Genomic DNA, 22,718 nt, shown 5'->3' with positions numbered 1-22,718 from the left:
TATGGGTTACGAGACGATTTCCATCACGACAGATGAACGCGGTGTTGCGACCCTGCTTCTGGATCGCGCGGACAAGCACAACGCCATGTCGGCCACGATGATCGAGGAATTGACCGACGCGGCCCGCGCGCTGGGCAAGGATGACGCCGTGCGTGTCGTTGTCTTGACCGGGGCGGGCAAGAGCTTCTGCGCGGGCGGTGATTTGCGGTGGATGCAGGATCAGATGGCGGCAGACCCGGTGACGCGCGGGGTCGAGGCCAAGAAACTGGCCATGATGCTGAATGCGTTGAATGAAATGCCCAAACCGTTGATCGCCCGCGTGCAGGGGCAGGCATTCGGTGGTGGCGTCGGCATGGCGTCGGTGTCGGATGTGTCTATCGGTGTGAGTGGTGCAAAATTCGGCCTGACGGAAACCCGTCTGGGCCTGATCCCCGCCACCATCGGTCCCTATGTTCTGGCCCGTCTGGGCGAAGCCATGGCGCGGCGTGTGTTCATGTCGGCACGCATTTTCGACGCGGACGAAGCCGTGACGCTGGGCCTTCTGGCCAAGGCTGTCGCGCCCGAGGATCTGGACGCCGCCGTCGAAGCCGAGGTGAAGCCATACCTGTCCGTCGCCCCGGGCGCCGTTGCCGAGGCCAAAGCGCTCGCCCGCCGACTTGGTCCCCCGATCACCGAAGACATCATCGACGAGACCATCGCTGGTCTGGTCGCCCGTTGGGAAAGCGCCGAAGCGCAGGAAGGCATCGCGGCCTTCTTCGACAAGCGCAAGCCCAGCTGGGTCTAGGTCGCAAATGTCCGCGATGGTCTTGGCCGGGTATAGCTATGTTGCGCTGATCGCCGTGGTCATGCTGTTTCAGGCTGCCATGGCCGCAGGGGCGCCGTGGGGGCATCTGGCAAATGGTGGCAAATGGCCCGGACGATTGCCTATGCCCATGCGATTTGCCGCCGTGGGGCAGGGCGCAATTCTGGGCATGATGGGATGGGCAATGGCCGCACGCGCCGGGATTATCAGCGCGCTTCCCGACTGGACGTTCTGGGCAGCTCTGTTGGCGACAGTCCTGACATGTGTGGCCAACCTTGCAACGCCGTCGCGACCCGAACGGCTGCTCTGGGGGCCGGTGACCGTTCTGCTGGTCCTGTGCGGGTTGCGGCTTGCGTGGGGTTAACCTCAAGCAAATTCAAGCAGGTGAGTCTCTTTTCTCAACCCGGTTTTGCCCGCCAGTTGCTGCGCAACGGCAAAACGCGATGGTTTTTTGGTTAACAGGTGACGAAATTCTGCACCTGCAAAATGCTTAACCTGTGGCTGAAACCCTTGCAAACAACGGTATACTGATACGTTTCGATGTGGTTTTGCCATCGTATTCATAAACTTGAATGCGATATGCACTCGGTTGACCCTGCCACCCCCTAACGGTAAACCGCAATGAGCTAGCGACAGGCGGGTAAACCGTTCAAAGGAGCCACACGTGGAAGACCTTCTCAGAGAATATCTCCCCATTATCATTTTCCTCGGATTAGCCATTGTTATCGGACTTGTTCTGATCCTTGCAGCCGTCGTGCTGGCAGTGCGCAATCCCGACCCCGAAAAACTCAGTGCTTATGAATGCGGGTTCAACGCTTTTGATGATGCGCGGATGAAATTCGATGTCCGGTTCTATCTGGTGTCGATTCTGTTCATCATTTTCGACCTCGAAATCGCCTTCCTGTTCCCGTGGGCCGTGGCCTTCAAGGATGTGGGCATGGTTGGCTTCTGGTCGATGATGGTGTTCCTGGCCGTTCTGACGATCGGCTTTGCATATGAGTGGAAAAAAGGGGCGCTCGAATGGGAGTGATGACTGGGGCCAACACGGCACAAGGCGACCGCGAGCATGGCACGCGCCTTTTGAATGATCAGCTGGCCGACAAGGGCTTTCTGCTGACCACCACGGATGACATCATCAACTGGGCGCGCACCGGGTCGCTGCACTGGATGACCTTCGGTCTGGCCTGCTGTGCGGTCGAGATGATGCACGCGTCCATGCCGCGTTACGACCTTGAACGCTATGGCGTTGCCCCGCGCGCCTCTCCGCGCCAGTCGGACGTGATGATCGTGGCGGGCACGCTGACCAACAAGATGGCCCCTGCGCTGCGCAAGGTTTACGACCAGATGCCCGATCCGCGCTATGTGATCTCGATGGGGTCCTGTGCGAATGGCGGTGGGTATTACCATTATTCCTATTCGGTGGTGCGGGGCTGTGATCGCATCGTCCCGGTGGACATCTATGTTCCCGGCTGCCCCCCGACCGCCGAAGCGCTGGTTTACGGTATTCTGCAACTGCAACGCAAAATCCGCCGCACCGGCACGATTGTGAGGTAAGCGATGAGTGACGCCCTGAACGAACTTGGTGCCCTGCTGGAAGCCAAACGCCCGGATTGCGTGCTGAGCTGGGGCATCGCCTTTGGCGAGCTGACGGTGGTGGTGCCCCTCTCCGCCATCCCTGCGTTCATCGAGTTTCTGAAAACCGACAGAGCTTGCAGGTTTTCGACGCTGGTGGATATCACCGCGGTGGATTATCCGTCGCGCGAAGAACGCTTCGATGTCGTTTATCACTTCCTGTCGATGTATACGAACCAGCGTATCCGCGTGAAGGTTGCCGTGCGCGAAGACGACATGGTGCCGTCGATCACCGAGGTTCACCCCTCGGCCGGTTGGTTCGAACGTGAAGTCTTTGACATGTTCGGCATCCTGTTTTCGGGCCATCCGGACCTGCGCCGCATCCTGACCGACTATGGTTTCCGCGGCCATCCGCTGCGCAAGGATTTTCCGACCACCGGCTATACCGAAGTGCGCTATGACGAGGTGGAGAAACGCGTGGTCTATGAACCCGTGTCGCTGACCCAGGAATATCGCCAGTTCGACTTCATGTCGCCGTGGGAAGGGGCCAATTACATTCTGCCCGGCGATGAAAAATCTGACGAGGCCAAGGGCTGAACCAGATGACCGGGCAAACCTTCATATTCTGCCTTGGGGCAACGAAAGCTGGCACAAGCTGGTTGTTCGACTATCTGTCGAACCACCGGGAATGCCATCTTCCGGCAATGAAGGAACTCCATTACTTCGACGCGTTGGAGCATGACACCGGTGCGTTTTACCGTAAAGAGGCGCAAGCGCGGCTTGAGGCCGCCCGGACCGCCGCCCCGACGCCATGGCAAAAGCGGCTGATCGCCGATCTGGAACGCTGGCTGGCAGTGTTTGACGGCAAGACGCGCGACGATGCAGCCTATCTGCGTTACGTGCGCGAAGGCGGTGAGGCGGCGCGCGTGGTGGGTGACTTCACCCCGGCCTATGGGCTTCTGAAGGAAAAGACGCTGTCTGCGATGGCCGCACTGACCGACAAGGTGCGGTTCGTCTATCTGATGCGTGACCCGGTGGATCGGATCTGGTCGAATATCCGCATGATGGCGGGCAATGACGGCGCGGCACTGGACGCCAAGGTCGATGGTGTGTTGAACGGCACGGCAGACAACATCCTTGACCGGTCGAACTATCGCCGCACGCTGAACAGGCTGACCCGCGCGATCCCGCGCGAAGCCTTGCATATCGAATTTTACGAACGGCTGTTCACACCCGACGCCATCGAACGTCTGTGCGCGTTTCTGGGGATCACGCCCCAGCCCGCATCGTTTGACCGCGTGGTGCATCAAAGCATGAAAGCCGACCTGCCCATGGGCCAGCGCGCCCAGCTTCAGGCAGCCCTTAAACCGCAATACAATTTCGTCGAGAAGTTCATGGGAGAGCTTCCGCCGGAATGGACCCAGAAGATGGTGAGCGCATGATGGACGGATCCAAGGATTTCAACGACGCCCTGACCGGCGAACAGAAGATCCGCAATTTCAACATCAACTTCGGCCCGCAACACCCCGCGGCCCACGGCGTGCTGCGCATGGTGTTGGAGCTGGATGGCGAGATTGTCGAACGTGCAGACCCGCATATCGGCCTTTTGCATCGCGGTACCGAAAAGCTGATGGAAAGCCGCACTTATCTGCAAAACCTGCCTTATTTCGACCGGCTCGACTATGTGGCGCCGATGAACCAGGAACACGCCTGGTGTCTGGCCATTGAAAAGCTGTGTGGCGTGGAAGTTCCCCGCCGTGGCTCGCTGATCCGCGTGCTGTTCTCGGAAATCGGGCGTATCCTGAACCACCTTCTGAACATCACCACGCAGGCGATGGACGTGGGCGCGCTGACCCCGCCGCTATGGGGATTTGAAGAGCGCGAGAAGCTGATGATCTTCTATGAACGCGCCTGCGGTGCGCGCCTGCACGCCAATTATTTCCGCCCCGGCGGCGTTCATCAGGACCTGCCGCCCGAGCTGATCGACGATATCGAGACATGGGCCAACGAATTCCCCGCCAAGATCGACGATATTGACGGGCTGCTGACCGAAAACCGCATTTTCAAGCAGCGCAACGCCGATATCGGCATCGTGACCGAGGAAGACATCCTGAACTGGGGCTTCTCGGGCGTGATGGTGCGCGGATCGGGCTTTGCATGGGACCTGCGCCGCGCGCAGCCCTATGAATGCTATGACGAGTTTGACTTCCAGATCCCCGTCGGTAAGAACGGCGACTGCTATGACCGTTACCTTGTCCGCATGGAAGAAATGCGCCAGTCGCTGAAGATCATGCATCAGGCCATCGCAAAGCTGCGTGCCCCGGACGGGCAGGGCGATGTCATGGCGCGCGGCAAGCTGTCGCCGCCGGCCCGTGGCGAGATGAAGCGCTCGATGGAAGCGTTGATCCACCACTTCAAGCTTTACACCGAAGGCTTCAAGGTGCCCGCGGGCGAGGTCTATGCCGCCGTGGAAGCGCCCAAGGGCGAGTTCGGCGTTTATCTAGTGGCCGACGGGACCAACCGGCCCTATCGCGCCAAGATCCGCGCGCCGGGGTATCTGCACCTGCAAGCTATGGACCACGTGGCCGGTGGCCACCAACTGGCCGACGTCGCCGCCATCATCGGCACCATGGACGTCGTGTTTGGGGAGATCGACCGCTAATGCTTCGCCGTTTGCATCATGAACAGCCTGAGAGCTTCGCTTTCACCCCCGCCAACCAGGCCTGGGCCGAAGGGCAGATCACGAAGTATCCCGAGGGGCGTCAGGCCTCGGCGGTGATCCCGCTTTTGTGGCGGGCGCAGGAACAGGAAGGCTGGCTGACCAAGCCCGCGATCGAACATGTGGCCGATATGCTGGGCATGGCCGATATTCGCGTGCTGGAAGTCGCCTCGTTCTATTTCATGTTTCAGCTGCAACCTGTTGGTTCTGTTGCGCATATCCAGATTTGCGGCACCACGTCCTGCATGATCTGCGGGGCGGAAAACCTGATCGCTGTGTGCCGCGAGAAGATCGCCGACAAGCCGCATGTCGTGTCGGCTGACGGCAAGTTCAGCTGGGAAGAGGTTGAATGCCTGGGGGCCTGCACCAACGCGCCCATGGCGCAGATCGGCAAGGATTATTACGAGGATCTGACCGCAGAAAGCCTGTCGAACTTGCTGGACGATCTGGCCGCGGGCAAGGTGCCGGTGCCGGGTCCGCAGAACGGGCGCTATGCCTCGGAACCGCTGGCGGGGCTGACCAGCCTGAAGGAATATGACAGCGGCAAGACGCAGTATAACGCCAGCGCGCAACTGGCGACCGATATCGGTGATACGGTCAAACGGATCGACGGCACCGAGGTGCCGCTTCTGACCCCGTGGCTGGGCAAGAACGCCACCAGCGGCAAGGCGCAGCCGCCGAAGCCTGCGGTGGACCCCAAGCCCGCCAACAAGCAGAAACCTGCACGCAAAGTGCCCGAGGATGACAGCAAGAAGATTGCCAAACCCCCGGTGAAACCGGCCGCTGCGCCGGTGGCGGGTCAGAAAACGAAGAAACCGCGCACCATGAAGGCCCCCCGCAAGTCGGGTGCGGACGACCTGAAACTGCTGAAGGGCGTTGGCCCCAAGCTGGAGGGCGTTCTGAACGGCCTTGGCTTCTGGCATTTTGATCAGGTTGCCAAATGGGGTGCGGAAGAGATTGCCTGGGTTGACGATCAACTGTCCTTCAAGGGTCGGATTGAGCGCGACGGCTGGGTAGAGCAAGCCAAGATCCTTGCAGACGGCGGCGAAACCGAGTTTTCGCGCAAGAACAAGAAAGGCTAGGTCTGACTGGAACCGGGTATGTTGAAGGGTCGAATGGAACATAAGCGTCTGACAAGGCAGAAAAATGCCAACGCATCCGTGCGACCTGATTGTGTGTCCACCATCAACAACAGGGATAGGGACAATGACTAAAGATACCGGGTTTTTCACCTGCAAAAACATCTGCTGGATCATCGGCGCTTTGCTGGGATTTGCAGTCTTTCTGATGATTTCAGGCTTTATCGGCCTGATTGTCGGCATCATCGTGGCGGTTGGCGCTGCGCTGCTGTTGCAAAAATTCCTTTGTGGCGTGGTCGTCGATACACGATCCGCGATGGGCGAAACGACGGCCGCGAGCCTGGGTGGCAACACCGCGCACGCCTCGGCGGATGCGAACACGAGCGATGAAGTGGCGGCCTCTGCCGCCAGCATTCCAGCCGCTGCGATGGATGGCGCCCCCGTCCCGGTCGAAGCGGCAACCGCGCCTGCTGCCCCGGTCGCAGCCGAAAAACCGGCAAAGGCCGAGACGCCTGCTGAGACGCCGAAAGCAAAGAAGGCAGCTGCGAAAAAACCAGCGGCGAAGAAAGCTTCTGCGAAGGCTGCAACAACGACGGCCCAGGCCGAACCCGCCGCGGCGACCGGCACATCCAAAAAGCCACGCACGATGAAAGCGCCGCGCAAAGCCGGCGCCGACGACCTGAAGCAGCTCAAAGGCGTTGGTCCCAAGCTAGAGCAAACTCTGAACGGGCTTGGCTTCTGGCATTTCGACCAGATCGCCAAGTGGACGGCGGACGAGATTGCCTGGGTCGATGACAACCTGAGCTTCAAAGGCCGGATCGAACGCGACGGCTGGGTGGAACAAGCCAAGACCTTGGCCGAAGGCGGGGAAACCGCGTTCTCGAAAAAGGTCAAGAAGGGCGATGTTTATTAAAGGATGACACAGATCATGCACACCGATCCAAAAAACAGCATACAGCGGGAAGGGCGCCTGGCAGGTCTTGTCATCGCCTTCACCGGTGCGCTGTGGGTCGGTGGCACTTGGGTCGGGAAAAGCCTCGGCTGGTCCAACCGGACCATGGCGTTGGTGGATCTGCTGGCTCTTGCCGGGTTCTTGTTTGGCCTGGTTGTTACGTATCGGATCTGGCGCAAGCGCCGGGCGGATGAAGGATAAGAACGAATGCTGCAGGATAAAGACCGGATCTTTACCAACCTTTATGGCATGCACGACCGCACCCTTGCGGGCGCGAAACAGCGTGGCCATTGGGATGGCACCGCCGGGATCATCAAGAAGGGCCGTGACTGGATCATCGAACAGATGAAAGCCTCGGGTCTGCGTGGTCGTGGTGGTGCGGGCTTCCCCACCGGTCTGAAATGGTCCTTCATGCCGAAGGAAAGCGACGGTCGCCCGGCTTATCTGGTGATCAATGCCGACGAATCCGAGCCGGGCACCTGTAAAGACCGCGAGATCATGCGCCACGATCCGCACACGCTGATCGAAGGGGCGCTGATCGCGTCTTTCGCGATGAACGCGAATACCTGCTATATCTATCTGCGCGGCGAGTATATCCGCGAGCGCGAGGCGCTTCAGGCGGCGATTGACGAATGCTATGACGCGGGCCTTCTGGGCAAGAACGCCGCGAAGTCCGGCTGGGATTTCGACCTGTTCCTGCATCACGGCGCCGGTGCTTATATCTGCGGCGAAGAAACCGCGCTTCTGGAAAGCCTTGAGGGAAAGAAGGGCATGCCGCGCATGAAGCCGCCATTCCCGGCGGGTGCAGGTCTTTATGGCTGCCCGACCACGGTGAACAACGTGGAATCCATTGCCGTCGTGCCGACCATCCTGCGCCGCGGGCCGGAATGGTTTGCAGGCTTCGGGCGCCCCAACAACTCGGGCACCAAGCTCTTCGGCATCTCGGGCCATGTGAACAACCCCTGCGTTGTCGAAGAAGCGATGTCGATTTCCTTCGAGGAACTGATTGAAAAGCATTGCGGTGGTATTCGCGGCGGTTGGGACAATCTGAAAGCTGTAATCCCCGGCGGATCGTCCGTCCCGTGTGTGCGCGGTGAAAACATGCGCGAGGCGATCATGGATTTCGACTATCTGCGCGGCGAGCTTGGCTCGGGTCTTGGCACCGCGGCGGTGATCGTCATGGACCAATCCACCGACATCATCAAGGCGATCTGGCGCCTGTCGAAATTCTATAAGCACGAAAGCTGCGGCCAGTGCACGCCGTGCCGCGAAGGCACCGGCTGGATGATGCGCGTGATGGACCGTCTGATGCGCGGCGAGGCCGAGGTCGAAGAAATCGACATGTTGTGGGACGTGACCAAGCAGGTCGAAGGCCACACGATCTGTGCGCTTGGTGACGCGGCGGCTTGGCCTATCCAAGGTCTGATCCGCAACTTCCGGGACGAGATTGAAGACCGGATCCGGGTGAACAAACAAGGCAAGGCCAGCATCGCGGCGGAGTGATCCGGCGCAGGGCGAATGAAGGACATGATGATGAATATGCAACGCAACATACTGAAAACCGACGGTTTCCCGTCCGTTTTCGCGTGTTGTTATTGCATGACAACATCACCCGTCCCCACCTCCTTTTTAACAAAAGGAGACATGCAATGACGAAACTTCGCACTTTTGCTTTTACGACGGCTTTTATCGCGACCGCCGCCACCGGCGCGGCCTCGTCGGTCGATTATGCGGCGCTGCGCGATGACAGCCGGATGCACAACGAGCTGTTGGGCGCGTCGATCGCTTATCTGATCGACGAGAATTGCCCGACATTGAAGCTGCGGAAATTCCGCCTGCTGAACAAGGCGTTTTCACTGCGCAAACACGCAATAACGCTTGGTTATTCTTCGAAAGAAGTAATGGCCTATGTGGAAAGCAAAACCGAACAAAACCGTTTCCGTGCAATCGCCGAGCCGATCCTGGCCAAGCGCGGCGCGAAACCGGGGGATGAAGACAGCTACTGCGCGGTTGGACGGGCAGAGATCAAACAGGGCTCCTTCGCTGGATCGTTACTTTACGAGAGCTAGGGGCAGGCATGTGCGGGCACGGGGAAAACCCCGGTCTGCGGAACGAAAAAAGGGACCGTGATGAGCGACTTGAAAAAGATCGTCATTGACGACATGGAAATCGAAGTTGACGGCGCGATGACGCTGATTCAGGCCTGTGAAGTGGCCGGGATCGAGGTGCCGCGCTTCTGCTATCACGAACGCCTGTCGATTGCCGGCAACTGCCGCATGTGTCTGGTCGAGGTCGTGGGCGGCCCGCCCAAGCCTGCCGCAAGCTGCGCCATGCAGGTGCGCGACCTGCGCCCCGGTCCGGAAGGTCAGCCGCCGGTGGTGAAAACCAACTCGCCCATGGTCAAGAAGGCCCGTGAAGGCGTGATGGAATTCATGCTGATCAACCACCCGCTGGATTGCCCGATTTGCGATCAGGGCGGCGAGTGTGATTTGCAGGATCAGGCCATGGCCTATGGTCTGTCCGGCTCTCGCTTCAAGGAACAGAAACGCGCGGTCGATGATCTGGATCTGGGGCCGCTTGTCGGCACTGCGATGACCCGCTGCATCAGCTGCACCCGCTGCGTGCGCTTCACGACCGAGATTGCCGGGATCACCCAGATGGGTCAGACCGGCCGCGGCGAGGATGCCGAGATCACCAGCTATCTGAACCAGACGCTGGACTCGAACCTTCAGGGCAACATCATCGACCTGTGTCCGGTCGGTGCGCTGACCTCAAAACCCTATGCCTTCACCGCCCGCCCGTGGGAGCTGACCAAGACCGAAACCATCGACGTGATGGACGCGCTCGGCTCGAACATCCGGGTCGACACCAAGGGCCGCGAAGTGATGCGCATTCTGCCGCGCAACCATGACGGCGTGAACGAGGAGTGGATTTCGGATAAAACGCGCTTCATCTGGGACGGTCTGCGCCGCCAGCGACTGGACGCGCCTTACATCCGCGAGAATGGCAAACTGCGCAAAGCCACATGGGGGGAGGCGCTGGCCAAGGCTGCCGAGGCGCTGAAAGGTGCCAAGAAAGTGGCCGGTCTGGTTGGTGATCTGGCTTCGACCGAAGCAGCCTTCAGCCTGAAAACACTGATCGAAGGGTTGGGCGGCAACGTCGAATGTCGCACCGACAATGCGCGTCTGCCGATCGGCAACCGCTCGGGTTATGTCGGCACGGCGTCGATTGAAGACATCGACAATGCCAAGTTCATCCAACTGATCGGCACCAACCCCCGCGTCGAGGCGCCGGTTCTGAACGCCCGCATCCGCAAGGCGTGGCTGAAGGGCGCGCAAATCGGTCTGGTCGGCGAAGCCGTTGATCTGACATATGAATATGCGCATGTCGGCAATGATCGCGCGGCGCTGAGCAGCATCGTCGGCAAGGATTATGGCGCGGTGAAAGACGCCCCGTCGGTGGTTGTCGTCGGCATGGGCGCATTGCGCGAGGCCGATGGTCTGGCTGTTCTGTCGAATGCGATGAAGCTGGCGGAGGACACGGGTTCGAAGTTGATGATCCTGCACACCGCGGCTGGCCGTGTGGGCGCAATGGACGTGGGCGCCGTGACCGAAGGCGGTATGGAAGCCGCAACGATGGGCGCGGACGTCATCTTCAACATGGCTGCCGACGAGATCGAAATCGCTGACGGTCCGTTTGTGATCTATCAGGGCAGCCATGGCGACCGGGGTGCAATGCGTGCCGACGTGATCCTGCCGGGCGCGGCCTATACGGAAGAGGGCGGGCTGTTCGTGAACACTGAAGGGCGCCCCCAACTGGCGCTGCGCGCAAACTTCGCACCGGGTGAGGCCAAGGAAAACTGGGCCATCCTGCGGGCACTGTCGGCGGAACTGGGTGCGACGCTGCCCTGGGACACTCAAGCCAGCCTGCGCCGCGCGATGGTCGAGGCCGCGCTGGTGCTGGGCGGTGTGGATCAGGTCGCCGAGAACGAATGGCAGCCGCTGCCAGTCGAGAAGATGGGGACGGCGAGCTTCCGCTATGTGATTGGCGATTTCTATCTGACCAACCCGATTGCACGGGCGTCGGAGGTGATGGCAGAGCTGTCGGCCCAGGCGCGTGCGCGCGCCGGATCAAAAATGGCAGCAGAGTAGGAACGGGGGCGGAAACGGGATGTTTGGCGACGATCATATAGCAGGAGCTTTCCTGTCTACCCCGTTGGTTCTGCAACGGAAAATGAATACCGACGGTCTGAGGGCATGAAGAGAAATGATTGAATTCTTCACGACAACAAATCTGGGCATCGCCCTTTTGATCATCGGACAATGTCTGTTGATCGTGGTCCCGCTTTTGGTGGCGCTGGCCTTCCTTTTGTATTTCGACCGCAAGGTCTGGGCGGCGGTGCAGATGCGCAAAGGCCCTAACGTGGTGGGCGCGTTTGGTGTGCTGCAATCCTTCGCTGATTTCATCAAATACGTGTTGAAGGAAATCGTGGTGCCCGCCGGTGCGGACCGCTTCGTGTTCTTCCTTGCCCCGATGATGAGCTTCGTTTTGGCCATGGTGGCCTGGTCGGTGATCCCGTTCAATGACGGCTGGGTTCTGGCCGATGTGAACGTCGCAATCCTGTTCGTCTTCGCGGTCTCCTCGCTTGAGGTATACGGCGTGATTATGGGCGGCTGGGCGTCGAACTCGAAATACCCGTTCCTCGGCTCGCTGCGCTCAGCAGCGCAGATGATTTCATACGAGGTGTCGATCGGCCTGATCATCATCGGTGTGATCATCACCACCGGGTCGATGAACTTTGGTGACATCGTGATGGCACAGGACGGCAAGGGGCTGTTCAGCTGGTACTGGCTGCCCCATTTCCCGATGGTGTTCCTGTTCCTGATCTCGGCGCTTGCCGAAACAAACCGCCCGCCGTTTGACCTGCCGGAGGCTGAATCGGAACTGGTGGCGGGCTATCAGGTGGAATATTCCTCGACCCCGTTCCTTCTGTTCATGATCGGCGAATACGTGGCCATCGTTCTGATGTGCACGCTGATCTCGATCCTGTTCTTCGGTGGCTGGCTGTCGCCGGTCGAGGCGCTGCCGGATGGTATCCTGTGGCTGTTTGCGAAGATATTCTTCTTCTTCTTCGTCTTCTCGATGGTGAAGGCCATCACGCCGCGCTATCGCTATGACCAATTGATGCGGATCGGTTGGAAAGTCTTCCTGCCCTTGTCGCTGGCCTGGGTCGTGCTGGTCGCATTCTTCGCCCAATACGGGGCATTCTGGGGCACTTACGCCCGCTGGACAGTGGGGGGCTGATCAATGGCATTTGATTACGCACGCGCAACCAAATACTTCCTGCTGGCGGATTTCGTCAAAGGGTTCGGCTTGGGGCTGAAATACTTCTTCTCGCCCAAGGCAACCTTGAACTATCCGCACGAGAAAGGCCCGCTGAGCCCGCGTTTCCGTGGCGAACATGCGCTGCGCCGCTATCCCAACGGGGAAGAGCGTTGCATCGCCTGTAAACTGTGCGAGGCCATCTGCCCGGCACAGGCGATCACCATCGACGCGGAACCGCGTGAGGATGGCTCGCGCCGCACCACGCGCTATGACATCGACATGACGAAGTGCATCTATTGCGGCTTCTGCCAAGAGGCTTGCCCAGTGGATGCCATCGTCGAAGGCCCGAATTTCGAGTTCGCGACCGAAACCCGTGAAGAGCTGTTCTATGACAAGGCCAAGCTCTTGGAGAACGGCGAACGCTGGGAAGCCGAGATTGCCCGCAACATCGAACTTGATGCGCCGTATCGCTGAGTGAGCGCGAAGGAAAAGCCATGAACGATTTCTCCAAACTATATGCGCAGATGATGGAGCAGGGGCAGGAAATGCTCCGCAACTTCAACCCTGCGCTGGAGACGTTCAAACCGCAGGGTTTTGACAAGCTCATGCCGACCATGCCGAAAGACATGATGGACATGATGTTTGGCAACGCCTTCAACAAGGACGGGCTGGATGCCAAGACGCGGATGTTGATCACGCTGGCAGGGCTGACCGTGCTGGGGGCGCAGGCCGACACCCAGATCAAGCTGACCGTGCGCCACGCTTTGGAAGCGGGCGCGACTGAAAAAGAGATCGCCGAGGTGATCTATCAAATGTCGATGCTGGGCGGCCTTCCGGCCATGACCCGTGCATTGGAACTGGCGCAAGCCGTGTTTGACGACAACGAGGAGGGGGACGCATGAGCGTTGCCGATTTCGCATTTTACCTCTTTGCCCTGACCACCGTGGTGGGCGGGTTCTTTACCGTTATGGCAAGGAACCCCGTGCACTCGGTTCTGTGGCTGATCACCGCCTTTGTTGGCGCGACCGGGCTGTTCGTCCTGCTGGGCGCCGAGTTCGTGGCGATGCTTCTGATGATCGTCTATGTGGGCGCGGTCGCGGTTCTGTTCCTGTTCGTCGTGATGATGCTGGACGTCGACTTTGCCGAGCTGAAGGCCGAGATGGCCAAGTCACTGCCGCTGGCGCTTCTGATCGGTGTGATCCTGTTGATGGAACTGGCGACGATCTTCGGCACCTGGCAGTTTGCCGACGGCGCAGACGCCGCGCGGGCTGCTGTAACACCTGCTTTGGACGTGGCGCATAACACGCAGGCGCTGGGGCAGATCCTTTACACGGATTACATTCTGCTGTTCCAACTGGCCGGTTTGATCCTGCTGGTTGCGATGATCGGCGCGATCGTGCTGACGCTCCGCCACCGCACAAACGTCAAGCGCCAGAACGTGATTGCCCAGATGCATCGCGACCCCGCCAAGGCGATGGAAGTGATCGACGTGAAACCGGGGCAGGGGCTTTGATCGGGTCGGAAAGCAGAACTGTGATGAATACGTATAACAAGACTTGGGCGCGCTGCACCGGCAGCCAAGCCCGGAACGAAGGGACGCACGCATATGGTAGGACTTGAACATTATCTCGCGGTCGGGGCGGCCCTGTTCGTCATCGGCATTTTCGGGCTGTTCCTGAACCGCAAGAACGTCATCATTTTGCTGATGTCGATCGAATTGATGCTGCTGGCGGTGAACATCAACCTTGTCGCCTTTTCGTCCTATCTTGGCGATCTGGCAGGGCAGGTGTTCACGCTGTTCGTCCTGACCGTGGCCGCCGCCGAGGCCGCCATTGGCCTTGCGATCCTGGTCAGCTTCTTCCGCAACCGTGGCACAATTGATGTCGAAGACGTCAACGTGATGAAAGGCTAACGGCAAATGGTACAGATCATCCTTTTTGCCCCGCTCATCGGTGCGCTGATTGCGGGCTTCGGCCATCGGATCATTGGCGACAAGGGCGCGCAGGTGTTGACCACCGCGCTGTTGTTCCTGTCCGCGCTTCTGTCCTGGGTCGTGTTCCTGGGTCTGGGCGCCGAAACACAGCATATCCATCTGATGGACTGGGTTCAGTCGGGCACGTTGTCGGTTGACTGGTCGATCCGGCTGGACCGGCTGACCGCGATCATGCTGATCGTCGTCACCACGGTGTCTTCGCTGGTGCACCTGTATTCCATGGGTTACATGGCCCATGACCCGCAGTTCGAGGGCGAAAGCTATCGCCCCCGTTTCTTTGCCTATCTCAGCTTTTTCACATTCACGATGCTGATGCTGGTGACGGCCGACAACCTGCTGCAAATGTTCTTTGGCTGGGAAGGCGTGGGCGTCGCGTCTTATCTGCTGATCGGGTTTTACTACAAGAAACCGTCCGCCAATGCCGCCGCGATCAAGGCCTTCGTGGTGAACCGGGTCGGTGACTTCGGGTTCGCACTGGGCATCTTCGGGCTGTTCTACCTGACCGACAGCATTCGTCTGGACGATGTGTTTGCCGCAGCCCCTGCGCTGGCGGAAACGCAACTGCACTTCCTCTGGACGGAATGGAACGCCGCCAACCTTCTGGCCTTCCTTCTGTTCGTCGGGGCCATGGGTAAATCGGCGCAACTGTTCCTGCACACCTGGTTGCCGGACGCGATGGAAGGCCCGACCCCTGTGTCGGCCCTGATCCACGCCGCGACCATGGTGACGGCGGGTGTGTTCCTTGTCTGCCGGATGTCTCCGCTGATGGAATACGCCCCCGAGGCGACGAACTTCATCGTCTTCCTTGGCGCCACCACCGCGTTCTTCGCGGCCACCGTGGGGCTTGTGCAGAACGACATCAAACGCGTGATCGCCTATTCGACCTGTTCGCAGCTGGGCTATATGTTCGTGGCGGCGGGCGTTGGTGTCTATTCGGTCGCGATGTTCCACCTGCTGACGCACGCGTTCTTCAAGGCGATGCTGTTCCTTGGCGCAGGTTCCGTGATCCACGGGATGCATCACGAACAGGACATGCGGAACTATGGCGATCTGCGCAAGAAACTGCCCGTCACCTTCTGGGCGATGATGATCGGCACGCTGGCCATCACCGGGGTCGGCATTCCGCTGACCACGATCGGTTTCGCGGGCTTCCTGTCGAAAGATGCGATCATCGAAAGCGCCTATGCTGGTACCAACGGCGGTTACGCCTTCTGGATGCTGGTCATCGCGGCACTGTTCACCAGCTTCTATAGCTGGCGCCTGATGTTCATGACATTCTATGGCAAGGCGCGCGGCGACAAGCACACGCATGAACACGCGCATGAAAGCCCGATGGTCATGCTTGTGCCGCTGGGCGTTCTGGCGCTTGGGGCGATCTTCTCGGGTATGATCTGGTATGGCTCGTTCTTTGGCGACCATCACAAGGTCAACGCCTTCTTCGGCATCGAAGCGCATGCAGAAGCCGGAGATCATGGCGAGGCCACGGACGGGCACGGCGAAGCAGCGGACACGCATGCGGAAGACACGAATGCAGACGAAGGTCACGCCACGGATGAGGCCCATGCCGATACCATGGCGGATCCGGCCCACGCACCAGTTGCCGCGGCCCATCACGGAGAAGCACCCAAAGGCGCGATCTTCATGGCCCCCGACAACCACGTGATTGACGATGCACACCACGCCCCCAAATGGGTCAAGGTGTCGCCCTTCATCGCGATGCTGATCGGCTTTGTCGTGGCCTTCTGGTTCTATATCGTGAACACGAGCTTGCCCAAGCGGTTGGCCGACACGTTCCCGCATGTCTATCAGTTCCTGCTGAACAAATGGTATTTCGACGAGATTTACGACGTGATCTTCGTAAAGCCCGCCTTTGCCATCGGTCGGTTCCTGTGGAAACGCGGCGACGGTAACGTCATTGATGGCTTCCTGAACGGGGTCGCGATGGGCGTTGTGCCGTGGTTCACCAAACAGGCTGGCCGGGCGCAAACCGGTTACCTCTTCTCTTACGCCTTCGCGATGGTTCTTGGCATCGTCGCATTGGTGACAATCATGATCCTCTTCAGCGGTGGAGCGCACTAATGAACAACCTGCTTTCCATCATCACATTCCTGCCGCTGGTTGCGGCTGTGATCCTCGCGCTGTTCTTGCGCGGGGATGACGAAGCGGCCGCCCGCAACGCCAAGTGGCTTGCACTTGCGGCAACCGTGGCGACCTTCCTGTTCTCGCTGCTTCTGCTGACCGGGTTCGACGCCGCCGACACGGGCTTCCAGTTCGTGGAAGAGGGCAGCTGGATCATGGGCCTGAAATACAAGATGGGTGTCGACGGGATCTCGGTCCTGTTTGTCATGCTCACCACATTCATGATGCCGCTGACCATCTGGGCCAGCTGGGGTGTCAAGGCGCGCGTGAAAGAATACATGATCGCCTTCCTGCTGCTTGAAACGCTGATGCTCGGCGTGTTCATGGCGCTGGATCTGGTGCTGTTCTATCTGTTCTTCGAGGCAGGCCTGATCCCCATGTTCCTGATCATCGGGATTTGGGGCGGGAAAGAGCGAATCTATGCCGCGTTCAAGTTCTTCCTCTATACGTTCCTTGGCTCGGTCCTGATGCTTGTTGCCATGATCTATATGTATGTGGATGCGGGTACGACCGACATTCCGACTCTGATGAGCCACAAGTTCGGGTCGGATACGTTCAGCCTGTTGGGCATTCAGATCGTGGGCGGGGCACAGACCATGCTGTTCCTGGCCTTCTTCGCCAGCTTCGCGGTGAAAATGCCGATGTGGCCGGTTCACACTTGGTTGCCGGACGCCCACGTTCAGGCGCCCACCGCCGGTTCGGTCGTGCTGGCGGCGATCCTTCTGAAGATGGGGGGCTATGGCTTTCTGCGCTTCAGCCTGCCGATGTTCCCGGTCGGGTCGGACGTCATGGCCTGTTTCGTGCTGTGGCTGTCGGTGATCGCCATCGTCTACACCTCGCTGGTCGCGCTGGTGCAGGAGGACATGAAGAAGCTGATCGCCTATTCATCCGTCGCGCATATGGGGTATGTGACCGCCGGTATCTTTTCGCTCAACCAACAAGGTGTCGATGGCGCAATCTTCCAGATGCTCAGCCACGGCTTCATCTCGGGCGCGCTGTTCCTGTGTGTGGGTGTCATCTATGACCGCATGCACACCCGCGAGATCGACGCCTATGGCGGTCTGGTGAACCGCATGCCGGCCTATGCGCTGATCTTCATGTTTTTCACCATGGCCAATGTCGGTCTGCCGGGCACATCGGGCTTTGTCGGTGAATTCCTGACGCTGGTCGGTATGTTCCAGGCCAACACCTGGGTTGCTTTGGTTGCGGCGTCGGGCGTGATCTTCTCGGCCGCTTATGCGCTTTACCTGTATCGCCGCGTCGTCTTTGGCGACCTGATCAAGGAAAGCCTGAAGTCGATCACCGATATGGACACGCGCGAGAAGATGATCTTCGCCCCGCTGGTGTTCATGACCCTGCTTTTGGGCGTCTATCCCAGCCTTGTGACCGACCTGATCGGCCCCTCGGTCGAGGCGCTTCTGACCAACTTCCACGCCGCCATCCCTGCTGACGCAGCCGAGATGGCCCAGACGGCATCGCATTAAGGAGAGCACAGATGAGCTCTGTTGATATTCAAACGGTTCTGCCCGAACTCGCTTTGGCCATCTATGCGATGGTTGCCCTGCTGGGCGCGGTCTATACCGGCAAGGACGCACTGGCGAAACCGATCACATGGATCACCGGTGCCGTCATGGTGGTCATCGCGCTGATGGTCGCAGGCGGAGACGGGGCGACCGCCGCCTTCGGGGGCATGTTCCTTGACGATGCCTATGCACGCTTTGCCAAGGTCGCGATCCTGCTGGCCGCCGCCGCCGTTCTGGTGATGGGCGAGGCGACGATGTCGCGCCGCGGTCTTTTGCGGTTCGAATACCCGATCCTCGTTGCATTGGGCACTGTCGGCATGATGATGATGGTGTCGGCGGGCGACCTGATGTCGCTTTACATGGGGCTCGAACTGCAATCTCTGTCGCTTTACGTTGTCGCGTCGCTGAACCGCGACAGCGTGAAATCGACCGAGGCCGGTCTGAAATACTTCGTGCTGGGCGCGCTGTCCTCGGGCCTGCTGCTCTATGGTGCGTCGCTGACCTATGGCTATGCCGGTACGACGTTGTTCTCGGGCATTATCACGGCTGCCAGCGATGGTCATGTGGGCCTTGGTCTGCTGATCGGTCTGGTTTTTGTCACCGCCGGGATGGCCTTCAAGGTCTCTGCCGTTCCATTCCATATGTGGACGCCGGATGTGTACGAAGGCGCGCCGACCGCCGTCACCGCGTTCTTTGCCACTGCGCCGAAACTGGCCGCAATGGCGCTGTTTGGGCGTGTCCTGTTTGATGCGTTCGGTGGGGCTATCGGTGACTGGCAACAGATCATTGCGCTGCTGGCGGTGCTGTCGATGTTTTTGGGTGCCATCGCTGCGATTGGCCAGACCAACATCAAGCGTCTGATGGCCTATTCGTCGATCGCCCATATGGGCTTTGCTTTGCTGGGTCTGGCAGCTGGCAGCGAATATGGTGTGCAGGCGATGCTTCTGTATATGGCCGTTTATCTGACCATGAATATCGGCACCTTCGCCTTCATCATGTCGATGGAGCGCGACGGCCGCCCGATTGCTGATATTTCGGCCCTGAACCAGTTTGCGGTGACGGACAAGCTGAAGGGATTGGCGATGCTGATCCTGCTGTTCTCGCTGGCCGGTGTGCCGCCGATGCTGGGCTTCTTTGCCAAATACGGTGTGCTGATCGCGGCCGTTCAAGCGGGCCTGACATGGCTTGCCGTGGCGGGTGTGGTCGCGTCGGTTATCGGGGCGTTCTATTACCTGCGCATCGTCTATTTCATGTATTTCGGGGACGAGGGCGAAGGTCTGGAACTGAACATGTCGCCGGCGGCCTGGGTGGCGCTGGTCGGGTCAGCTGCGATTGTCATCCTTGGCGTGGTGAATTTCTTTGGCATCGAAACCGCCGCCGCCGCGGCCGCGCAAGCCCTTGTCAACTAGCGGCCTCACGGCCTGGCCCGAAGGCGTCGAGAAACGCATTCTGGATCAGGTCGACAGTACAAACGAAGAGGCCCGGCGCATTGCGCCGGGTCTTTTGGGTCCATGTTGGATCCTTGCCCATCGCCAAACCGCTGGCCGTGGACGCCGGGGCAGGGCTTGGGCGGACCCGAAGGGACATTTCTCGGCCACGCTGGTCATGCGCCCGTCCGAGCCGCCTGCGCAGGTGGCGCTGAGGAGTTTTGTGGCGTCGCTTGCGCTCTACGACGCTTTCGTTATGGCTACGGGTCGACCTGATGGGTTTTCCCTGAAATGGCCTAATGATGTTTTGCTGAATGGGGGCAAGGTGGCGGGCATCCTGCTGGAAAGCGCCGGGTTGGGTGCGCAGGTCGGGCATTTCGCCATTGGCATCGGCGTAAACCTGATCGACGTGCCGGAAGGCACCGCCATTGAAGGCGGTGCTGTCGCGCCCGTCAGTCTTGCAGGCGAAACCGGTATCAACCTGACGCCGGAAGCTTTCCTTGACTTGCTGGCCCCGGCTTATGCGCGGCACGAGGCAACCTTCACCACCTATGGGTTTGCCCCCATACGCGAGGCATGGCTGGCCCGTGCGGCCCGTTTGGGTGAAGTGATCACCGCCCGCACCACGCGCGCGGAACATGTGGGGCGGTTTGACACGGTGGACGCCGAGGGCAACCTTGTCCTATCAACGACCTCAACCCGCGTGGTGATCCCCGCGGCCGAGATATTCTTCTGAGGGAGGCATAGATGCTTCTGGCCATCGACTGCGGCAACACCAACACGGTCTTCTCGATCTGGGACGGCGATAAATTTCTGTGCACCTTGCGCACGTCGACCCACCATTCGCGCACTGCGGATGCATATTTCACGTGGTTTTCGACACTGATCAACCACTATGGGATCAAACCGGAAATCGAAGATGTGGTGGTCAGTTCGACGGTGCCGCGCGTGGTGTGGAACCTGCGTGTCTTTGCCGACCGCTTTTTCGGCTGTCGTCCGCTGGTGGTCGGCAAACCCGATTGTCTTCTGCCGGTTGCCCCACGCGTCGATCAGGGCACCAACCCCGGCCCGGACCGGCTGGCCAATGCCGTCGCCGCCTTTGAACGCTATGGAGGGGATTGCATGGTCGTCGATTTTGGAACGGCCACGAATATTGACGTTGTGGCCCATGACGGCGCGTATATCGGGGGCGTGATCGCGCCGGGCGTAAACCTGTCGCTTGAGGCACTGCACCAAGGGGCGGCTGCGCTGCCCCATGTCGATGTCACGCAGCCCGACAAGGTGATCGGCACCAACACGGTCGAATGCATTCAGTCCGGTATCTTCTGGGGCTATGTCGGCCTTGTGCAGGGGCTGGTACAGAAGGTGAAAGACGAATACGGTCTGTCGATGAAAGTGATTGGCACCGGCGGTCTTGCGCCGCTTTTCGAGCAAGGTGCGCATCTATATGACGAAATCGACCACGACCTGACCCTTCACGGGCTGGTCAGCATCTACAAACATAATAAGGAACAGGGCAACATATGACCGCTGACCGCTTGATTTACCTCCCGCTGGGGGGCGCCGGCGAGATCGGCATGAATGCCTATGTTTATGGCTATGGCAAACCGGGCAAAGAGCGTCTGATCCTTGTCGATCTGGGGGTGACCTTTCCGGATATGGACACGACACCGGGTGTGAACCTGATCATGCCGGATATCACATGGCTTGCAGACAATGCCGACCGGCTGGACGCAATCTTTATCACCCACGCACACGAGGATCACGTGGGCGCTGTGGGGCGGCTGTATTCGCGTCTGAAAGCACCGATCCACGCGCGGCCTTTCACCCGATACCATGCACAGCGCAAGATGGAGGAAGCCGGACAGGTGCCCGAAGTGGTGATTGCCGCAGACAGCTATCCGCAGGTGATCGAAGCGGGACCGTTCAAGGTCAGCTTCCTGCCGCTCAGCCACTCTATCCCGGAAAGCGCCGGGTTGGTGATTGATACGCCCGCAGGCCGGATCGTGCATACGGGCGACTTCAAGCTGGATGAAACACCTGTGCTGGGCGACCCGTTTGACGAAGCGCTGTGGCGCGAAGTTGCGAAGCCGGGCGTGAAGGCGTTGGTCTGCGATTCCACCAACGTGTTTTCCACCCATCCCGGTCGGTCCGAGGCCGAGGTCGGCCCCGAACTGGTCAAATTGATCGACGAGGCCCCGCATATGGTGGTGGCAACGACCTTTGCCTCGAACGTGGCGCGGGTGAAGCAACTGGCCGAGGCTGGTAAGGCGGCGGGCCGCTCGGTCTGCCTTCTGGGTCGGGCGATGCGGCGGATGATTCAGGCGGGTGTGGAAACCGGTGTGTTGGGGGACTTTCCCACCACCATCACAGTCGAAGATGCGCGCGACGTGCCGCGCGAAAATCTGATGCTGATCGTCACCGGCAGTCAGGGCGAGCGGCGCGCGGCATCGGCCCAGCTGGCGCGCGGTAAATACATGGGGTTGTCGATGGCGGAAGGGGACATGTTCCTGTTCTCGTCCAAGACCATTCCGGGCAATGAACGCGGCGTGATCCGGATCATGAACGCATTTTCCGAGATGGGCGTGGACCTGGTGGCCGAGAGTGATCGCTATCACGTCTCGGGCCACGCAAACCGCCCCGATCTTCAACGCGTTCACGACATCATCAATCCCGAAATGGTCATTCCGATGCATGGTGAACACCGCCACTTGCGCGAACATGCCAAGCTGGCAGACGAGGGCGGGCGGAAAGCGTTGGTCGTGGTAAACGGTGCGGTGTGCGATTTGACCGAGGACATGCCGCATATCGTTGAGCATGTGGATACCGACCGGATCTATCTGGACGGCGACATCCTGATCGGATCGCTGGACGGTGTTGTCCGCGACCGTATCCGCTTGGCGCTGAACGGCCATGTCATCGTGAATGTGATCGTGGAAGGGGACGAACCTTTGGGCGATCCGTGGGTCGAGTTGATGGGATTGCCTGAGATCGGTAGGTCGAAAGCACCATTGGTCGACGTGTTGGAAGAAGATCTGGGTCAGTTCCTGATGCGTGCCGGAGGCAAGACGCTGCGCGATGACGACAAGCTGGGCGAGGAGCTGAAACGCCTAGCACGAAAGTCAGCCAACGATGAGATCGGGCGCAAACCCGAAGTAACCGTTGTGGTCAGCCGATTGGAATAAGG

At 59.7% G+C, this 22,718-nt stretch carries 25 protein-coding genes; 24 read left to right on the top strand and 1 reads right to left on the bottom strand.

The window, feature by feature from the left end:
- Window position 1: 1 nt before the first annotated feature.
- Window positions 2-784, top strand: a complete 783-nt coding sequence (locus tag J3R80_RS02650; RefSeq protein ID WP_275392191.1) for a crotonase/enoyl-CoA hydratase family protein — start codon at window positions 2-4, stop codon at window positions 782-784.
- Window positions 785-791: 7 nt separating this feature from the next.
- A complete protein-coding gene (locus J3R80_RS02645) occupies window positions 792-1,166 on the top strand; it encodes a hypothetical protein (protein ID WP_275392190.1) in 375 nt (124 codons plus the stop codon).
- A 2-nt stretch (window positions 1,167-1,168) separates the two neighbouring features.
- On the opposite strand, the gene J3R80_RS02640 is transcribed toward J3R80_RS02645, so the two are convergent.
- Window positions 1,169-1,387 carry a hypothetical protein gene (locus J3R80_RS02640; protein WP_275392189.1) on the bottom strand — a complete coding sequence of 73 codons (219 nt, stop codon included), beginning with the start codon at window positions 1,385-1,387 and terminating at the stop codon, window positions 1,169-1,171.
- A gap of 79 nt (window positions 1,388-1,466) precedes the next feature.
- Between J3R80_RS02640 and J3R80_RS02635 the strand changes: the two genes are divergently transcribed.
- From J3R80_RS02635 to J3R80_RS02530, 22 genes are all read left to right on the top strand, one after another.
- Window positions 1,467-1,832, top strand: coding sequence for an NADH-quinone oxidoreductase subunit A (locus tag J3R80_RS02635; RefSeq protein WP_091429417.1), 366 nt, complete (start codon window positions 1,467-1,469; stop codon window positions 1,830-1,832).
- Window positions 1,823-2,356, top strand: coding sequence for an NADH-quinone oxidoreductase subunit B (locus J3R80_RS02630; protein WP_091429419.1), 534 nt, complete (start codon window positions 1,823-1,825; stop codon window positions 2,354-2,356). Before J3R80_RS02635 ends, J3R80_RS02630 begins: the two co-directional genes overlap by 10 nt.
- 3 nt (window positions 2,357-2,359) lie before the next feature.
- Complete coding sequence (locus J3R80_RS02625; protein WP_275392188.1) at window positions 2,360-2,971, top strand: NADH-quinone oxidoreductase subunit C; 612 nt, start codon at window positions 2,360-2,362, stop codon at window positions 2,969-2,971.
- 5 nt (window positions 2,972-2,976) lie between these two features.
- Window positions 2,977-3,816 (top strand): sulfotransferase, encoded by an 840-nt coding sequence (locus tag J3R80_RS02620; protein WP_275392187.1) that lies wholly within the window; start codon window positions 2,977-2,979, stop codon window positions 3,814-3,816.
- A complete protein-coding gene (locus J3R80_RS02615) occupies window positions 3,816-5,036 on the top strand; it encodes an NADH-quinone oxidoreductase subunit D (protein ID WP_275392263.1) in 1,221 nt (406 codons plus the stop codon). The genes J3R80_RS02620 and J3R80_RS02615 overlap by 1 nt, the downstream gene beginning before the upstream one ends.
- On the top strand, window positions 5,036-6,175 hold the full coding sequence (locus tag J3R80_RS02610) for an NADH-quinone oxidoreductase subunit E (protein WP_275392186.1): 1,140 nt from the start codon (window positions 5,036-5,038) through the stop codon (window positions 6,173-6,175). Before J3R80_RS02615 ends, J3R80_RS02610 begins: the two co-directional genes overlap by 1 nt.
- Before the next feature lie 124 nt (window positions 6,176-6,299).
- Window positions 6,300-7,085 (top strand): NADH:quinone oxidoreductase, encoded by a 786-nt coding sequence (locus J3R80_RS17280; RefSeq protein WP_343075808.1) that lies wholly within the window; start codon window positions 6,300-6,302, stop codon window positions 7,083-7,085.
- A gap of 3 nt (window positions 7,086-7,088) precedes the next feature.
- Entirely contained in the window at window positions 7,089-7,325 is a 237-nt protein-coding gene (locus J3R80_RS02600; protein ID WP_275392185.1) for a DUF5337 domain-containing protein, read from the top strand.
- Between the two features lie 6 nt (window positions 7,326-7,331).
- Window positions 7,332-8,627 (top strand): NADH-quinone oxidoreductase subunit NuoF, encoded by a 1,296-nt coding sequence (gene nuoF, locus J3R80_RS02595; RefSeq protein WP_275392184.1) that lies wholly within the window; start codon window positions 7,332-7,334, stop codon window positions 8,625-8,627.
- Between the two features lie 146 nt (window positions 8,628-8,773).
- Window positions 8,774-9,193, top strand: coding sequence for a DUF5333 domain-containing protein (locus J3R80_RS02590; RefSeq protein ID WP_275392183.1), 420 nt, complete (start codon window positions 8,774-8,776; stop codon window positions 9,191-9,193).
- Window positions 9,194-9,253: 60 nt separating this feature from the next.
- Window positions 9,254-11,275: an NADH-quinone oxidoreductase subunit NuoG gene (nuoG, locus tag J3R80_RS02585; protein WP_275392182.1), complete on the top strand. Its 2,022-nt coding sequence runs from the start codon at window positions 9,254-9,256 to the stop codon at window positions 11,273-11,275.
- A gap of 115 nt (window positions 11,276-11,390) precedes the next feature.
- Window positions 11,391-12,428, top strand: coding sequence for an NADH-quinone oxidoreductase subunit NuoH (nuoH, locus tag J3R80_RS02580; protein WP_275392181.1), 1,038 nt, complete (start codon window positions 11,391-11,393; stop codon window positions 12,426-12,428).
- Between the two features lie 3 nt (window positions 12,429-12,431).
- Entirely contained in the window at window positions 12,432-12,923 is a 492-nt protein-coding gene (nuoI, locus tag J3R80_RS02575; RefSeq protein ID WP_275392180.1) for an NADH-quinone oxidoreductase subunit NuoI, read from the top strand.
- Window positions 12,924-12,943: 20 nt separating this feature from the next.
- Window positions 12,944-13,351, top strand: a complete 408-nt coding sequence (locus J3R80_RS02570; RefSeq protein ID WP_275392179.1) for a carboxymuconolactone decarboxylase family protein — start codon at window positions 12,944-12,946, stop codon at window positions 13,349-13,351.
- Window positions 13,348-13,962 (top strand): NADH-quinone oxidoreductase subunit J, encoded by a 615-nt coding sequence (locus J3R80_RS02565; protein WP_248410648.1) that lies wholly within the window; start codon window positions 13,348-13,350, stop codon window positions 13,960-13,962. Before J3R80_RS02570 ends, J3R80_RS02565 begins: the two co-directional genes overlap by 4 nt.
- A gap of 93 nt (window positions 13,963-14,055) precedes the next feature.
- Window positions 14,056-14,361: an NADH-quinone oxidoreductase subunit NuoK gene (gene nuoK / locus J3R80_RS02560; protein ID WP_191285578.1), complete on the top strand. Its 306-nt coding sequence runs from the start codon at window positions 14,056-14,058 to the stop codon at window positions 14,359-14,361.
- A gap of 6 nt (window positions 14,362-14,367) precedes the next feature.
- Window positions 14,368-16,521, top strand: a complete 2,154-nt coding sequence (gene nuoL, locus J3R80_RS02555; RefSeq protein WP_275392178.1) for an NADH-quinone oxidoreductase subunit L — start codon at window positions 14,368-14,370, stop codon at window positions 16,519-16,521.
- Window positions 16,521-18,065, top strand: a complete 1,545-nt coding sequence (locus tag J3R80_RS02550) for an NADH-quinone oxidoreductase subunit M (protein WP_275392177.1) — start codon at window positions 16,521-16,523, stop codon at window positions 18,063-18,065. The genes nuoL and J3R80_RS02550 overlap by 1 nt, the downstream gene beginning before the upstream one ends.
- A gap of 11 nt (window positions 18,066-18,076) precedes the next feature.
- Entirely contained in the window at window positions 18,077-19,513 is a 1,437-nt protein-coding gene (gene nuoN / locus J3R80_RS02545; protein ID WP_275392176.1) for an NADH-quinone oxidoreductase subunit NuoN, read from the top strand.
- Window positions 19,503-20,267 (top strand): biotin--[acetyl-CoA-carboxylase] ligase, encoded by a 765-nt coding sequence (locus tag J3R80_RS02540; RefSeq protein ID WP_275392175.1) that lies wholly within the window; start codon window positions 19,503-19,505, stop codon window positions 20,265-20,267. Before nuoN ends, J3R80_RS02540 begins: the two co-directional genes overlap by 11 nt.
- An 11-nt stretch (window positions 20,268-20,278) precedes the next feature.
- A complete protein-coding gene (locus J3R80_RS02535) occupies window positions 20,279-21,058 on the top strand; it encodes a type III pantothenate kinase (RefSeq protein ID WP_275392174.1) in 780 nt (259 codons plus the stop codon).
- Window positions 21,055-22,716: a ribonuclease J gene (locus J3R80_RS02530; protein WP_275392173.1), complete on the top strand. Its 1,662-nt coding sequence runs from the start codon at window positions 21,055-21,057 to the stop codon at window positions 22,714-22,716. The genes J3R80_RS02535 and J3R80_RS02530 overlap by 4 nt, the downstream gene beginning before the upstream one ends.
- Window positions 22,717-22,718 lie beyond the last annotated feature (2 nt).

The organism is Aliiroseovarius sp. Z3 (genome assembly GCF_029105185.1).
GTDB lineage: Bacteria > Pseudomonadota > Alphaproteobacteria > Rhodobacterales > Rhodobacteraceae > Aliiroseovarius.
This window is presented reverse-complemented; position numbering and strand designations above follow the sequence as displayed.

Excerpts from the sequence above, each read along its gene's own strand:
- J3R80_RS02600 (WP_275392185.1), top strand. The coding sequence starts at position 7,089 with ATGACACAGATCATGCACACCGATCCAAAAAACAGCATACAGCGGGAA.
- J3R80_RS02615 (WP_275392263.1), top strand. The coding sequence starts at position 3,816 with ATGGACGGATCCAAGGATTTCAACGACGCCCTGACCGGCGAACAGAAG.
- nuoG (WP_275392182.1), top strand. The coding sequence starts at position 9,254 with ATGAGCGACTTGAAAAAGATCGTCATTGACGACATGGAAATCGAAGTT.
- J3R80_RS17280 (WP_343075808.1), top strand. The coding sequence starts at position 6,300 with ATGACTAAAGATACCGGGTTTTTCACCTGCAAAAACATCTGCTGGATC.
- J3R80_RS02620 (WP_275392187.1), top strand. The coding sequence starts at position 2,977 with ATGACCGGGCAAACCTTCATATTCTGCCTTGGGGCAACGAAAGCTGGC.
- J3R80_RS02530 (WP_275392173.1), top strand. The coding sequence starts at position 21,055 with ATGACCGCTGACCGCTTGATTTACCTCCCGCTGGGGGGCGCCGGCGAG.
- J3R80_RS02570 (WP_275392179.1), top strand. The coding sequence starts at position 12,944 with ATGAACGATTTCTCCAAACTATATGCGCAGATGATGGAGCAGGGGCAG.
- nuoH (WP_275392181.1), top strand. The coding sequence starts at position 11,391 with ATGATTGAATTCTTCACGACAACAAATCTGGGCATCGCCCTTTTGATC.
- nuoI (WP_275392180.1), top strand. The coding sequence starts at position 12,432 with ATGGCATTTGATTACGCACGCGCAACCAAATACTTCCTGCTGGCGGAT.
- J3R80_RS02535 (WP_275392174.1), top strand. The coding sequence starts at position 20,279 with ATGCTTCTGGCCATCGACTGCGGCAACACCAACACGGTCTTCTCGATC.
- nuoL (WP_275392178.1), top strand. The coding sequence starts at position 14,368 with ATGGTACAGATCATCCTTTTTGCCCCGCTCATCGGTGCGCTGATTGCG.
- J3R80_RS02650 (WP_275392191.1), top strand. The coding sequence starts at position 2 with ATGGGTTACGAGACGATTTCCATCACGACAGATGAACGCGGTGTTGCG.
- J3R80_RS02610 (WP_275392186.1), top strand. The coding sequence starts at position 5,036 with ATGCTTCGCCGTTTGCATCATGAACAGCCTGAGAGCTTCGCTTTCACC.
- J3R80_RS02590 (WP_275392183.1), top strand. The coding sequence starts at position 8,774 with ATGACGAAACTTCGCACTTTTGCTTTTACGACGGCTTTTATCGCGACC.
- nuoF (WP_275392184.1), top strand. The coding sequence starts at position 7,332 with ATGCTGCAGGATAAAGACCGGATCTTTACCAACCTTTATGGCATGCAC.
- nuoK (WP_191285578.1), top strand. The coding sequence starts at position 14,056 with ATGGTAGGACTTGAACATTATCTCGCGGTCGGGGCGGCCCTGTTCGTC.
- J3R80_RS02565 (WP_248410648.1), top strand. The coding sequence starts at position 13,348 with ATGAGCGTTGCCGATTTCGCATTTTACCTCTTTGCCCTGACCACCGTG.
- J3R80_RS02625 (WP_275392188.1), top strand. The coding sequence starts at position 2,360 with ATGAGTGACGCCCTGAACGAACTTGGTGCCCTGCTGGAAGCCAAACGC.
- nuoN (WP_275392176.1), top strand. The coding sequence starts at position 18,077 with ATGAGCTCTGTTGATATTCAAACGGTTCTGCCCGAACTCGCTTTGGCC.
- J3R80_RS02645 (WP_275392190.1), top strand. The coding sequence starts at position 792 with ATGTCCGCGATGGTCTTGGCCGGGTATAGCTATGTTGCGCTGATCGCC.
- J3R80_RS02550 (WP_275392177.1), top strand. The coding sequence starts at position 16,521 with ATGAACAACCTGCTTTCCATCATCACATTCCTGCCGCTGGTTGCGGCT.
- J3R80_RS02630 (WP_091429419.1), top strand. The coding sequence starts at position 1,823 with ATGGGAGTGATGACTGGGGCCAACACGGCACAAGGCGACCGCGAGCAT.